Source organism: Micromonospora sp. NPDC002296 (genome assembly GCF_040296145.1).
Lineage (GTDB): Bacteria > Actinomycetota > Actinomycetes > Mycobacteriales > Micromonosporaceae > Micromonospora.
Genome location: NZ_JBEOWQ010000024.1, coordinates 1 through 13,592, shown reverse-complemented (window position 1 = coordinate 13,592; position 13,592 = coordinate 1). Strand labels below are relative to the sequence as shown.

The window sequence follows — 13,592 nt, the reverse complement described above, 5'->3', positions numbered from 1 at the left end:
ATGACCAACGAGACCCGCTTCGTCTCCACCCACCGGCCCGCGCCGCAACTGCGCGACGGCACCTACACCGTGACGGTCCGGCAGGACCTGACCATCCGTGGCCAGGCCAGAGGGGTGCGGGCCGTCAGCAGGCGGTTCGTCGTCGCGGGCGACCACCGGGCCCTGGCCCCGGAGGACGTGGTGTCGGTCTTCCCACCGGAGGGCAGCCTGGGCGACCACGCGAACGTGCTGCCGCACGTGCTGCTGGGCCGGGGCACGCTGCCCTGGGAACAGACCGGCGGCGACGACACCTCCGATCTGCCCTGGCTGGCGCTGCTGCTCTTCGACGAGGACGACCAGGTCGACACGAGGGTGCTCACCCTGGCCGAGATCGCCGCGCTGCCCGGGTTCGGCGACGAACCGCCGATGGTCGGGCAGCGCGACGACGACCGTGCGGTGGTGCTCGGCGTGCCGCGCGACCGGCTGGCGGAACTGATCCCGACCGCCGCCGAACTGTCCCTGCTCACCCATGTACGGCAGAAGGTGGTGGCCGGCCGTGCCGAGGGTGCCGAGTTGGCGGCGGTGCTGAGTGCCCGGTTGCCGACGGCGGGGCGGACCAGCACCGCGCATCTCGTGTCGGTGGCCGGCCGTTACCGCGACGGCGGGTTCGCCCTCGGCACCGGTGACGTGGTCCACCTGATCTCCTTGAAGAGTTGGCGGTTCGCCTGCGTCCAGGACGGCCCCGGCTTCGCCGGCTTCGCCGAATCGCTGGACCGCACCCCGGCCACGGTGAGCCTGCCCGCCCGTGGGCGGCCCTCCGTCGATCCGTACCTCACCCGGGGGTTCGTCCCGCTCCCGCACCGCCTGCGCCAGGCCGAGCGCACCGTGTCCTGGTACCACGGGCCGCTCAGCCCGCAGCGCTCCGCCGGCCCAGGCCCGACCGACCTGCTGCCGGTCCGGGCCGCCGACGCGCTGCTGCGGGTCGACCCGGACAACGGCATGATCGACGTTTCGTACGCCTCGGCGTGGCAGCTCGGACGGCTGCTCGCGCTGCGCAGCAAGCGGTTCTCGACCGGGTACGGGAACTGGCGGCAGGCCCGGCGGCGGGCGCACCACGCCGACGGGCAGGTCACCCCGGTACCCGTGCTGAGCGCCACCGGCGCCGCCGACCCGGCCCCGCCCGAGGTCGTCGACACCTGGCTCGCCGACCTCAACCGCCTCACCGACGTACCGTTCAACTACCTGGTACCCGATGAGCGGATGCTGCCGGCGGAGTCGCTGCGCTTCTTCCACCTCGACCCGTGGTGGATCAGGTGCCTGCTCGACGGCGCGCTCAGCCTCGGCCGGGTCACCGCGGGGGACGTCGCCTACGACCGGGAACACCTCGCCGACCTGGGCGCTCCGCGCTATCCGATGGTCAGCGGTTTCCTGATCCGCTCCGCCCTGGTCTCCGGCTTTCCCGGCATGCTGATCGACGGGTACGACGTGCCGGTGCCGGAGAACGGCGACCTGACCGGCCTGACCCCGATGACCGCGTTGCCCGCCCGGCGGTTGAGCGAGACCGTGCTGCTCTGCCTGTTCCTGGGGGACGTCAGCACGCTGCACCTGCACCTGCGACCGGAGACCCTGCACTTCGGCGTCGACCACGACCCGCACGCCCCGACCGGCTGGCGCAAGCTGCTGCGCGACGACACGGGCAAGCTGAAGAAGGGACGTGGTGTCCCCGTGGGGTGGCGCCGGATCACCCGCGCCGGGACCGCCCGGCCGGTCGAGCAGGTCGTGGACGTGGCCGCGCTGGCCGGCGACATCGGTGGCCCGATGAACCCGGCCCGGTTCGCCAAGGAGATGATCGAGGGCGTGCCCAGCGTGCTGTTCCGCCGCTCCTGAACGGTCCGCTCCACCGCATGGCCCGACGACGGTGGTGGCGGCCGACTCCCGCGCACCGCAACCGGATCACAACCGCCGGTTGGTTCACTCCGCGACACCGGCGGCGGACCGCCGGGGTGAGAGAGCTGGAGGCTGAATTGTCCGAGAAACTGCGCAGGATCGCCCTCGGTGCCGGCCTGTCACTGACGGTGGGTGTGGTGCACCTGCTCTGGGCCGTCGCCCCGGCCCACGCCTCGGGCGGCACGGTGCAGGTGAGCGGATCGACGGTGTCCTACGTCGCCCCGACGGGTGTCGCCAACGACGTGACGGCGGAGTCGGTCGACGGCGGTGTCGCGATCACCGACACCGGGTCGCCGGTGGTGCCGGGCGTCGGCTGCGTGTCGGTCACCAGCAACCGGGTGACCTGCCAGGTGACCGGGGCGGTGACCGTCGCGATCTGGACCGGGGACCTGGCCGACGAGGTGCACGTCACGGCCGCCGTGATGCTCGCCAGGATCAACCTTGGGGCCGGCGACGACCTGGTCGAGCTGCAGGGGGTTCGCGGCACGGCGGTCTACGGGATGGACGGCGACGACGTCGTGTACGGCAGCGAAGCCGGCGACACCATCGACGGCGGCAGCGGCGACGACCGGCTCTACGGTCTCGGCAACGCCGACATCCTGCTCGGCGGAGCGGGGGCCGACCTGATGTCCGGCGGCACCGGCACCGACACCGTCACCTACGCCGACCACGCGGTGTCGGTCAGCGCCGACGCGGACGGCGTGGCCGGGGACGACGGTGCGGCACTGGAGGGTGACACCATCCGCGCCGACGTCGAGAAGATCGTCGGCGGCGGCGGTGCCGACCTGCTCGTCGGCACCGGAGGGTCGGACGTCCTGGTCGGTGGCGCGGGGGACGACACGCTCGTCGGCGGCGGTGGGGACGACCTCATCCTCGGTGAGGCCGGGGCCGACACTGTCTTCGGCGACCAGTCGCCCCGCGTGCTCGGCCCGGTCGGGCGGGACGTCTGCGAACTCGGTCCGGGTGGCGGCACCGCCTCCGGCTGCGAGGTCGTCCGCTGATCGGGGGAGCAGCCCACGGCTGACTGCCCGGCGCAGCGGTCGACGTCGGACGGATTTCGGACGGCCGCTTTGCCCGCGGCGTCCCGTCGTGCTCTCCTCCTCCCCGGGGGAGGGGGCGCGATGGCCGCAGAGGTTGGGCCGACGGTGTTGGCAGAGGTCCGGTTGCTCGGACCGCTGGAGGTGACCACGGGTGCCGGTGGCCGGGTCGGGCTGGGCGGGCCCCGGCAGCGGACCCTGCTCGGGCTGCTGGCCCTGCGCGCCCCGGACGTCGTCTCCCGGGCCCAGTTGATCGATGGGATCTGGGACGAGGAACCGCCCGCCTCGGCGACCAAGACGCTGCACGCCCACGTGGCCCATCTGCGCCGGGCGCTGACCGCCGCAGGCCTGCCCGAGCTGATCACCACCCGACCACCCGGGTACGCCCTGGCCGCAGGCGAGACCGACGCTCGGCGCTTCGAGGCACTGGCCCGACGGGGCAACCGGGCCCTGCGCTCCGGCACGACCACCGAGGCGGCCGAACTGCTCCGGGCCGGCCTGCGGTTGTGGCGGGGCGACGTCCTGGCCGACTGCCCGATCGGCGAGTGGGCCCGGGCCGAGGCGGCCACCCTGCACGAGGCCCGGTGGAACGCCGTGGAGGATCTCTGCGCCGCTGAGCTGGTGCTCGGCGAGCACGCCCGGGTCGCCGCCGAGCTGGAGACCCTGGTCACCCGGGAGCCCCTGCGGGAACGACTCTGGGAACTGCTGATGACCGCGCTGCACCTGGCCGGTCGACGGGCCGACGCACTGGCCGCGTACCGGCGGGCCCGGGGTGTCCTGGTGGCGCAGCTCGGCATCGAGCCGGGCCGGCGGCTACGCGAGGTGGAGGCCGCCGTTCTGGCCGGGGAGAGCATCGCGCCCGTCGGGCCGGCCCCCGACCGACCGGCCGGCGGCGGCGCGGGCCGGGCGGCGGCGGATCCGGCACCGGACGAAGCCGGCCCGTCCGGCCGGCCGAACGTCGCCGGCCCGCCGCTGCCGGCACCACTGACCCGACTGATCGGTCGCCGAGCCGAGGTGGCCGAGATCGGCGTGCTCCTCGCCGACCACCGGCTGGTCACCCTCACCGGTATCGGGGGGTGCGGCAAGACCCGGTTGGCCCTCGCGGTCGCCGCGGAACTCAGCGCCGGGGACGACCCGGTGGTCCGGTTCGTGGAACTCGCCGGGCTCGTTGACCCGGACCGGCTGGCGGGCACCGTGGGCAACGCCCTCGGCCTGCCGGACCAGGGCGATCCGTCGCCCGTCGACGCGATGGCGCGGCAGCTACGCCGGGCCCGGCTGCTGCTGGTGCTCGACAACTGTGAACACCTCGCCACCGCCTGCGCGGCGCTGGTCGGCACCCTGCTGAGCCGCTGCCCGGGGCTGCGGGTGCTGGCGACCAGCCGGGAGACCCTCGGCCTGCCGGGGGAGCGGGCGTTCCCGGTGGCTCCGCTGGCGGTACCGACCGGCCCGTTCACCGGAGACCTCGCCGAGGCCCGCCGCTACGACGCGGTCCGGCTCTTTCTCGACCGGGCGGCCGTGCCGGTCGTGCGCGATCTGCGGGACGCCGACGCGGACGCGCTGGTGGCGATCTGTGCCGGGCTCGACGGTCTGCCACTGGCGATCGAGCTGGCGGCCACCCGCACGTCGGTGCTCACGCCCAGGGAGATCGCCGACCGGCTGCGTGAACCCGGGCTGCTCCGCACCGGCCCGGGTGGGGCCGGCCGGCCGTCAGCCCTCGACGCCGCCATGGCCTGGAGCTACCACCTGCTCAGTCCGGCCCGGCAGCGGTGGTTCCGCCGGCTCGCGGTGTTCCGGGGCGGCGGCACCCTCGACGCGGTCGAGGCGGTGGCGCCCGGTCCGGCCGAGGAGGCCATCGACGTGCTCGGTGACTTGGTCGCCAGGTCGCTGGTGGTGACCGACCGGCGCCGGGACCGGGCACGCTACCGGCTGCTGGAGACGATCCGGCACTACGCCACCGAGCGGCTCGCCGAATCCGCCGTGGAGTCCGCCGAGGCGTACCGGTGCCACGCCGTGCACTACCGGCGGCTGGCCGAGGAGGTCGACCGGCAACTGCACGGCCCGGAACTGGAGGCGCTGCTGGACCGGCTCGCGGTGGAGCACGACAACCTGGTCGCCGCGCAGGAGTGGCACCGGCGGCACGGCTCCCGCTCCGAACAGCTCCGGCTCGCCGCCGGCCTGGGGCGGTACTGCCATCTGCGCGGCCGGTACCGGGAGGGCCGGCGGTGGCTCGCCGACGCGCTCACCGGCACCGACGACGTGCCCGCGCCCGAGCTGGCCAGGGCCTGCCTCTCCGCGGCGTACCTGGCCCTCTTCGAATGCGACTACGTCGCCGCCACCGGGCACGGTGAGCGGGCGCTGGAGGTGCACCGGCAGCTCGCCGACGACAGCGGGTCCGCCCGGGCGCTGAGCCTGCTCGGCTCGGTCGATCGGGAACAGGGCCGGCTGGACCGGTCGCTGGCCCGGTACGCCGAGGCGCTGACCGTCCACCGGCTCGTCGACAACCGGCGCGGGATCGCGGACACGTTGCTGATGACCGGCTTCACCGCCTGGCTCGGCGCCGACCTGGACCGGGCCGAACCGCTCATCGAGGCGGCCCTGGCGGAGTTCCACCAGCTCGCTGACCCCGAGGGGATCGCGTCCGCCCGGGTCCACCTGGCCGCCGTGGCGTATCACCGGAGGCAGGACGCCCGCGCCCGCTGGCTGGCCGAGGACGCGTTGTCCCGGTTCCGGGAGTTCGACTTCCAGGAGGGCATCGCCTGGGCACTGAACATCGTCGGCCTGGTCGAGGCGCGCGACGGCGATCGGCTGCGGGCGGCCGAACTGCTCCGGGGCAGCCTGGAGTTGCACTGCGCGGTCGGTGACCGGTGGCGTGGCGCCAGCCTGCTGGAGTCGCTCGCCGCCGTCCTCGCCGCCGACGACCGGCATCCGGCGGCGGTCGAGTTGCTCGGCGCGGCCAGCGCCATCCGCGCCGCGATCGGGGCGCCGGTGCCGGCGCAGGAACACGCCGCGCACGCGGCCACCCTCGACCGGGTCCGTCTGGCGCTGACCGAGCGGGCCTTCTACGCCGCCTGGGCGCGTGGCGAGTCGTACCGGCTGGAGGAACTGCCGGCCCGCCTCCGCGAGCTGGTGCCCACCGGGCGGCGACCCGTGCCCAGTCGCTGACGGGCCGGGCCCCGGCGGCTGGCCGGGGCCCGGTCGGGTGCTCGGTCAGTTGCTGACCCAGGAGAGGTAGACGTCGCCGTCGCAGGTGTAGGAACCGACGTTCTTGACCGTCCAGTAGATCTCGAGCTCGCGGGTGTTGTCGGCGTTCCAGTTCTGCTTGCGCCACTGCCGGGTCACCTCGAGCTGGCAGCTCTGGGTCACGGTGGTGGCGACCGGCCGGACGTCCACGTTGTAGTACCGGGAGGTGGGCGTGTTGTTCCACCCTCCGGAGGTGCTCGAACCCGGCGCCAGCGCGGTCACGTCAGCGATCTTGTAGGCACCCGCGGAACCGACCTCGGCGTCGACGCCGGCGGCGGCGGGCGCCGGACCCGCCGCCGCGCCGAGCGCCGCCACCGCTGCGGCGGCCCCCAGCATCGCCCCGATCCGGCGGGCCTTCGTGGTCTTCAACATGTCGTTCTCCTTTGCACCGGTCCCGGGAACTTCCCGTGGGGGACTGACCCATTTCTAGGCACCGGCGGCTGCGGACCGGTTGTGATCGGGTTGCGGTCGTCCGGTCCGTCGTCGCACACGACCAGGGCCAGGAGTGGCCACCTCCTGCGGGGACCCCTCTGGCCGTCCCCGGTCAGGCCGACCACGCCCGAGCAGGACCCGGGTCATCGAGCAGCGGTCACGGACGGCTGTGCGGGCCTGCCGGGCGGCGACAGCGTGTCGGCGCCGCCGACCAGCCACTCCGGGCAGGACCGGCCGCTCGAATGGCGGTGCGTGGACCGCCGGTCCTGGCGGCTGCCCTGTCCTGCGGCACCAGTGGCACGCCGACGGCTTCACGCGAGGGCGACGCTGTCAGTCGTGTTGCCTCGTCCCACGGTGCTCCCGCGTCTCGTTATGCCGCAGGGCTTCCTCGAGTTGGTCTTCGAGGATGATGATCCGACAGGCGGCCTCCAGGGCGGTGCCCTGGTCGACCATCTCGCGGGCCCGGGCGGCCAGGCGTAGCTGGTATCGGGAGTATCGGCGGTGCCCGCCGGCGGAGCGGTGCGGGTCGATCAGTTTCGCTTCGCCCAATCGGCGCAGGAAGTCCTGCGAGGTGCCGAGCATCTCCGCGGCCCGACCAATGGTGTAGGCGGGGTAGTCCTCGTCACCGAACATGTCATCGGGGTTTTGCCCCATGTCACCTCCACGTCGAGGGCCCCGGCGCTCACGCGCCGGGGCCCAGGGTTACGGGTCAGAACACCATCTGCCGACATGACTGCCGGCTCCTCGTATCCGCACCAGCCGCAAGTGAGGGCTTTGGGTGCGAGGATCGCATAAGCGTGACCGGAGACCACCTCTCTTCGATGGACGCTGCGGTGTCCGCCCGGCCTGGGTTGACGGCCGACGGCGGGCGATCCAACGGTGTACGGCCCTCCCTTTCCTCTGTTTCCTCTTTCCCTTGCTGACGTGCGGTTCGCCGGTGTCGGAGCCCACGCGACTTCATGGCCCCGTACAAGGTGCGGCGAACATCAGCTGAAGCCCTGAGACTGCCTGGCCCCACCTGCGGTGCCCCGTCGCTCACCTTCACGTCAGGGCTGGCGTGCTTCTATCGGTGTTCGTGCGGAACGGTGAAACCGCTCCCGTTCCTCGCTGCCCGTCGTGGCACCACGGCCGGGCGGTCCGTCTGCGTCTTTGGTGATTCTTTGCTCTCGACGGGAGTAAGGCTATCCCGCACCACTAGGAATGTCTAGCTGGTTCGACATAGATTTTCTCCCCGGACATCGGCAGGCTCGGCGGCTGGGCAGGGCTGTGCGGCAGGGCTGTCAGGGAAGGCCGGTGGGTGGCGCGGTCGGTGCACGGCGGGTCAACATCTCGCGACGAAGAGTGCGCAGAATGGCTGAGGCCCTGGCGGACCTGGCGCTACGGGGTCGCGGTGAGAACCTTCGTGACCGATTCCAGAAAGCGGACCGCCTTCGTGCGCGACTTCGTCGCGGCGTGGGTCAAGGGGATGAAACCTCGACCGGTTCGACCTCGCCTGATCCTGACGTTCCGGGGCGGCCGGCACGCGCCGGCCGACCCGACGTCCTCGGTTCGCCGATCCGAGCGCAGAACCCGGTTCCTGTCAGCGGTGCAGGAGCGTGTGGCCGACGGTGTACGCCTTGAGGTCCGAGCCGGTCCACCGGGCGACCGGCCTCAGGCCGGTGGCCGCAGATCCGGCGGCGGGACGTCGCGCGCCGTAGTAAAGATCCAGTTCGACCACCAGCCCGCCGTCGCCGTCGCGGGCGGTCCCGGTGAGCATGTCGAGAGGGCCGGTGCCGTCGAGATTGAGGATCGCGGTCGCCTCACCGAAGTAGTCATTCGCCGCTACCGGGCCGAGATCGGTCACCCGCTTGAGTCGCCACGACGGAGCCTGCGTCAGCATGACCGAGCCGGCACCCGTCAGCCCCTCGGCGGTACCAGGAAGGAGGAAAACCGCTCCCGCGTCCCTCACTCCGCCCACGTCGTAACCTGTCGCCCCGGTGAGCACATCGGCACGCCCGTCGCCGGTCACGTCCCCGGTCGACAGGGCACCGCCGAAGTGCGCGTGCGGCGAGTCGCCCTCGACGTGGACGTTCGGATCGCCGGGGACCCCCGGGGTCTCCATGCTGATCCTTCTGGCTCGCGCGACGTCCAGGCCCGCTGGGGTGCCCGGAACATAGACGATGTAGCCCACCCAGCTACGGGGGGCACCCGCGACCAGATCGCCGTCCCCGTCGCCGTCGATGTCGGCGATGGACAGTACGTCGCCCAGAGCGCCGACGCCCAGGCCGGCCCCGGTGAAGGAGGTCACTGCGGTGGTCGTGATCCCGCTGGGACCGCCCGGCAGCAGCATGACGAGGCCGCCCTCGATCGGTCCGCCGGACCCACCCTCCTCCGGCGCACCGACAGCGAGGTCGTCGTACCCGTCCCCGGTCACGTCGCCGACGGCGACCGCAGAGCCGAACGTGTCGATCGACTCGGCGTCGCTCGGGACGCCGGGGGTGTCCTGGGTGAACAGTTGGGCGCCGGCGGTCGTGAGCCCCGTCGGGCTGCCGTGCAGAACGGTGACAGAGCCCGTTGACGCCGCCCCGTTGACCGTCTCACCCGGGGATCCGACGGCGAGGTCGTCCAGGCCGTCGCCGTTGACGTCCCCGGTGGCGAGCGCGGCCCCGAACTTGTCGTACCCGGCCATGTCGCCCGGTACGCCGTCGGTGTCCTGGGTGAGGTGCTGCGGCTGGTCGAGACGGAGGCCGGTGGCGCCGCCGTAGAAGATCCAGACCCCACCGCCGAAGGCGACGCCGGAGGGCGCCACCTCGCCGCGGTTGCCGATCACGAGGTCGGCGTAACCGTCACCGTTGAAGTCGCCGGACGTCAACGTGTCGCCGAAGTTCGGCCGGGTGGGGGACGTGACCGGTGCGGCGATGTAGTCACGTTGCGGCAGGCCGGAGTAGGTGACGACGACCCCGTAGCCACCCTGGTAAAGGTAGGCCCCCACGACCATCTCGTCCTTGCCGTCGCGGTCGAGGTCCATGGGTGACGTCGCGGCGTTGGCGGCGAGTTTCGTGGCCACCTTGCCCGGCGTGCCGACGCGCTGGACGACCACTCCGGCGCTGTCCCGGGTGACCTTGGCCGGGCGTGGCTTGGGCGGCGCTGCGGCGGCGGCTGCGGACAGCGGTCCCACGAGCGCCGCGACGCAGACGGACACCGCGCACCAGCGCATTCGAACGCCCATGACCTTCTCCCCCCGTTGTCCAGCGGGGAACATGATGCCAGGACCGTTACCCGGGCGGCTCCCCTGTCCGGTGGATGTCCGATGCGCCGCGGTGTCCCTGCGGAGGCGGAGCTGACTCGGTGCCCCCACTCCGGCCGCCGCGATTGTGCCGTAGCGGCGAACCCAGGCGAGCAGTTCCGCGGTGGCCGTACCCGCGCCGGGCGGCATGGTGACAGTGCTTCATAGACCGACTAGCCTCGTCTCCCCAACCACCCTGACATGGGAAATGCGTGAAGATCACACGAGGAATCAGTGGCGCCGTCGTAGGAGTTCTGTCGCTGCTGAGCATGGCCGCCGCCTCAGCGAGCGCAGCCAGCGAGTCGAATCCTCAGTCCGAGCCGGTTCGATCACCACGGGCTGCTGACGTCCTCGTCGCAACGGACACCCGGAACCAACCTCGCGAGCATCCGCCGGCGGCGAGGGCGGCGAGGGCGAAGGCGGCGACCGAGGCTGCGTCACGAAGGACCACCCTCGGACAGGTCAAGGCGGCCGTGCCGCCGGTCACGGCGCCCGCCGCCGGCCGTGCGAAGCCCAGGTTCGACCTGGACGGTGACGGCAGGGACGAGCTGGTCGTAGGCGGCTCCGCGAGTCCGGGCGGGTTCGTCCTGCACGTTCGGTATTCCGGTCTCGCCCGCCGGGAGGTTCTGACCGCGCCCGCCATCGCGGAGCCCAGGCACTATCTGGTGCCCAGTTTCACTGCTGGTGACTTCAACGGTGACGGCTTCCAGGACCTCGCAGTGGCGAGCTCCCGGATGCTCGGCCAAGGCGTCTTCGAACATGGGATCTTCGTCTACGACGGCGGCTCCGACGGGCTTGATCGCAGCAATGTCAGGTATCTGCCGGATCTGCACGTCGGTGCCATCGCCTCGGGTGACCTCAACAACGACGGCAGAGACGAACTCGCCGTCAGCGATGGTGGCGCGACTCTGGACCGCGACGGCCCGTTCCGGGGCTCGGTGACCGTGCTGCCGGGCACCGAGGACGGTCCCACCAAGGACGGCTCGGTGGAGGTCCGTCAGGTGGTGGCCCGCTGGCAGGGCCTGGCGGAGGAGGATTTCGGCAACCAGTTGGCTATCGGTGACTTCACCGGCGACGGATACGACGATCTCGTCGTGAGCGGATTCCGGCGCGGCACGCACGAATTCGATTCGCACGGCATGGTGACGCTCTTCCCCGGCTCGGTACGCGGGCCGAGCGTTGTCGACGTCACGAAGATCGAGGGCCAGCTCGACACCCCCGGCGATACCCTTCCGGTCGATGTAATGGTGATGTCGGATCTGGACCAGGACGGCCGTGCGGACCTCGTCCTCGGCCTTCCCCGCACCTCGGGCGGCAAGGTCGTCCATCTTCGCGGTGCCAGCTCCGGGCTCACCTGGGCAGGGCACCGGACGATCGACCAGGACACCCCGGGGGTGCCCGGTCAACCGGACGACGACCCGACCGGCGGCAGCTTCGGCTACTCGCTCGCCACCGGCGACGCCACCGGCGACGGCATACCGGACCTGCTGGTCGGCGCGATGACGATGACCGTGGGAACGGTGGTGGACGCCGGCTCGGTGACGCTGATTCCCGGCACGGCGTCAGGCCCGACCGGGGCAGGCTCGTTCGTCTACACCCAGAACGCCATGGGCTCGCTCCGCCGGGTCGCCCCGCGAGCCCGGTCCGCCGACGCGGCCAGCGCCGTCAATGATCGACCGGAACCCAACGACTACCTCGGGTCGTCCGTGGCGATTCTCGATCTGGACGGCACCGGCCCGCTCGAGATGCTCGCCGAGTCGAAGTACGAGGACATGTGGGAGCAGGCCCCCGGCGAGCCCTATGGCCTCATCACGACTCTGCGACTCGTAGGCCCCAGGAATTTCCGCGGCGTTCCGTCGCCGGACCGGCTTCGCCTGGTGTCGGTGCAGCAACAGCGGCCGGCGGACTTCGCGGATGCCGATGTGCGGACCATCCACTTCGGGTATCGCCTGCTGGGCGGTTGAGCGGCGGAGAGGGCTGGGCCAGCCGGCGCCGGGGCGCCGGCTGGCCCGGTCAGTCTGCAGAGGAACCGAGCTGTCGTGCCTCGGCGATGGCCGCCTCGACGGACTGGCGGGTGACGCCGGTGCGTTGGACGACCAGCGTCAGGACCTGCCGGATGCTCTCCAAAGCCGACAGCAGCGGACCGGGTTGCCCGCCCTGGAGCACCATGGTGGCGAGTTGCCGGGTCTCGCCGAGCTGACCGATGGTCCTGGTCGTGGTGTCGCGGACACCGTCGACGGCGTTCCGCACGGGGGTGAGCCCGGCGATGGTCTCCTGCGGGGTGGCCCGGTGGGGGACCGCCGCCGTGGTCTTCGTCGCCTCGCCCAGGGATGTGGCCAGCCCGTTCAGGACACCCTGGATTTCCGAGACCGCGGCCTGTACCCGGGTCATGCCGGCCGCGACGGCGGCGAAGCCGGCGCCGGCGGCACGCAGGGCCACCTCCTGCGCCTGCTTGTGGGCGGCGGCGGCCAGCCCTTGTGCACGCTCGACGCCGGTGGTCAGCGCCCGCAGCTCACCGGTGATCTTTTCGACGTGCGACACGGCGGGCTTCTCTCGATCGGGGGCGGCGAAGAGGTCGGTACCTCGACCGTACCGATCAGCCGCCGCCCCCGCTGTCCGCCGGAGGACCCCCCGGGTGCTGATGCTGGACGTCAGCGGCGGTAGAGGTCAATCCGGTCAGCCGGGCCGGGCCGCCCGTGGCAACGCCGGAATCAGCGCGGAACTCCGGACGGACCGAGGTTCCCGACCGGGCGGACCGGTGGCTCGACCGTGGGTCCCCGGCCCCTGACCTGCCGCGCGGCGCATCCCCGTACCCGATCCCGCTGGCATACTCGCCAGCCATGGTGCTGTCACGTGGCTGGGCCCTCTTCCTTGTCGGGGTCGGCGTCTGGACCTGGGTGATCTGGCCCCGGTTCGCCGTCGCCATCTGGCACGACCCGCGCTCCTGGGCGGGCGGAACGGTGGGTGAGGGGACACCGACCGGCTTCCTGTGGGTGCACGCACTGCTGATCGCGGCGTCACTGGCGATCGGCACCACCGTGGGCTTCCTGGGCGTACGGGGCTGGCGAGCGGCCCGCCGTCGGACCAATCGCCCGTGAGCTGCCCGTATTCCCGATCGCAGATGGTGTGACGCGGGACGCCGACGGCGGATTTGACGATCAAACCCCGGACGCGTAACTTTCTCTCTGTCAGCGCGGAACGGACGAAACAGGGCGAAAGACCTGTAGGCCGGAGCGGGACAGGCAGCCGGCGCCGAGGGACCACGGTCCCCTGGAGCCGAGCCGGGCGGGGCCCAACGAGTTTGCCGCGAGGCGGATTTGGAGCGGCGGAACCGACCGGCTAAGGTTGACGACCGGCAGGGAACTGGGCGGGACCGCGGGAGATCGCGACGGCCAGCCTGCCAAATCCGATGATCACGAGCAGTGGTTCGCCGCTGCGCGGGAACACTCGGTGCGATACCCGTACGAAGCACGACAGACCGGGATACACGGTTTGACACGGCAGAGACGGTGAGGTAACGTAGTAAAAGTGCCCGGCGCGAGAGCGGCGGGTGCGGGTACGGAAATGCCCCGGACGGGGCCCTCCTGGTGGGGTGTTCGGATGGTGTGTGGTTGTTCTTTGAGAACTCAACAGGGTGCTTGATAAGCCAGTGCCAATTATGATTTATACCCGGGCTGGTTGGGGCTTTAGGG

General features: G+C 72.0%; 9 protein-coding genes. 5 read left to right on the top strand and 4 right to left on the bottom strand.

What is annotated here, in order from left to right:
• From ABT023_RS19165 to ABT023_RS19155, 3 genes are all read left to right on the top strand, one after another.
• Positions 1 to 1,866 carry a hypothetical protein gene (locus ABT023_RS19165; protein WP_350887357.1) on the top strand — a complete coding sequence of 622 codons (1,866 nt, stop codon included), beginning with the start codon at positions 1 to 3 and terminating at the stop codon, positions 1,864 to 1,866.
• A 137-nt stretch (positions 1,867 to 2,003) separates the two neighbouring features.
• Positions 2,004 to 2,927, top strand: a complete 924-nt coding sequence (locus ABT023_RS19160) for a calcium-binding protein (RefSeq protein WP_350887354.1) — start codon at positions 2,004 to 2,006, stop codon at positions 2,925 to 2,927.
• A gap of 120 nt (positions 2,928 to 3,047) precedes the next feature.
• Positions 3,048 to 6,125, top strand: coding sequence for an AfsR/SARP family transcriptional regulator (locus ABT023_RS19155; RefSeq protein WP_350887351.1), 3,078 nt, complete (start codon positions 3,048 to 3,050; stop codon positions 6,123 to 6,125).
• A gap of 45 nt (positions 6,126 to 6,170) precedes the next feature.
• Here ABT023_RS19155 and ABT023_RS19150 read toward each other — a convergent pair whose 3' ends face one another.
• From ABT023_RS19150 to ABT023_RS19140, 3 genes are all read right to left on the bottom strand, one after another.
• The gene (locus ABT023_RS19150; protein ID WP_350887348.1) at positions 6,171 to 6,575 is read right to left on the bottom strand and encodes a hypothetical protein; all 405 of its coding nucleotides are present in this window, start codon (positions 6,573 to 6,575) and stop codon (positions 6,171 to 6,173) included.
• Positions 6,576 to 6,965: 390 nt separating this feature from the next.
• Positions 6,966 to 7,289 (bottom strand): helix-turn-helix domain-containing protein, encoded by a 324-nt coding sequence (locus ABT023_RS19145; protein ID WP_350887345.1) that lies wholly within the window; start codon positions 7,287 to 7,289, stop codon positions 6,966 to 6,968.
• A gap of 925 nt (positions 7,290 to 8,214) precedes the next feature.
• Positions 8,215 to 9,843 carry an FG-GAP and VCBS repeat-containing protein gene (locus tag ABT023_RS19140; protein ID WP_350887343.1) on the bottom strand — a complete coding sequence of 543 codons (1,629 nt, stop codon included), beginning with the start codon at positions 9,841 to 9,843 and terminating at the stop codon, positions 8,215 to 8,217.
• A gap of 530 nt (positions 9,844 to 10,373) precedes the next feature.
• Between ABT023_RS19140 and ABT023_RS19135 the strand changes: the two genes are divergently transcribed.
• On the top strand, positions 10,374 to 11,864 hold the full coding sequence (locus tag ABT023_RS19135) for an FG-GAP and VCBS repeat-containing protein (RefSeq protein ID WP_350887341.1): 1,491 nt from the start codon (positions 10,374 to 10,376) through the stop codon (positions 11,862 to 11,864).
• Positions 11,865 to 11,913: 49 nt separating this feature from the next.
• Here the strand turns inward: ABT023_RS19135 and ABT023_RS19130 are convergent, their stop codons facing one another.
• Positions 11,914 to 12,441, bottom strand: a complete 528-nt coding sequence (locus tag ABT023_RS19130; RefSeq protein ID WP_350887338.1) for a DUF6244 family protein — start codon at positions 12,439 to 12,441, stop codon at positions 11,914 to 11,916.
• A 299-nt stretch (positions 12,442 to 12,740) separates the two neighbouring features.
• On the opposite strand from ABT023_RS19130, the gene ABT023_RS19125 reads away from it, so the two are divergent.
• Entirely contained in the window at positions 12,741 to 12,998 is a 258-nt protein-coding gene (locus ABT023_RS19125) for an SCO4848 family membrane protein (protein ID WP_350887335.1), read from the top strand.
• The last annotated feature ends 594 nt before the right edge of the window (positions 12,999 to 13,592 follow it).

Coding starts and splice junctions, on each gene's coding strand:
- ABT023_RS19165 (WP_350887357.1), top strand. CDS start 1: ATGACCAACGAGACCCGCTTCGTCTCCACCCACCGGCCCGCGCCGCAA.
- ABT023_RS19155 (WP_350887351.1), top strand. CDS start 3,048: ATGGCCGCAGAGGTTGGGCCGACGGTGTTGGCAGAGGTCCGGTTGCTC.
- ABT023_RS19150 (WP_350887348.1), bottom strand. CDS start 6,575: ATGTTGAAGACCACGAAGGCCCGCCGGATCGGGGCGATGCTGGGGGCC.
- ABT023_RS19145 (WP_350887345.1), bottom strand. CDS start 7,289: ATGGGGCAAAACCCCGATGACATGTTCGGTGACGAGGACTACCCCGCC.
- ABT023_RS19140 (WP_350887343.1), bottom strand. CDS start 9,843: ATGGGCGTTCGAATGCGCTGGTGCGCGGTGTCCGTCTGCGTCGCGGCG.
- ABT023_RS19125 (WP_350887335.1), top strand. CDS start 12,741: ATGGTGCTGTCACGTGGCTGGGCCCTCTTCCTTGTCGGGGTCGGCGTC.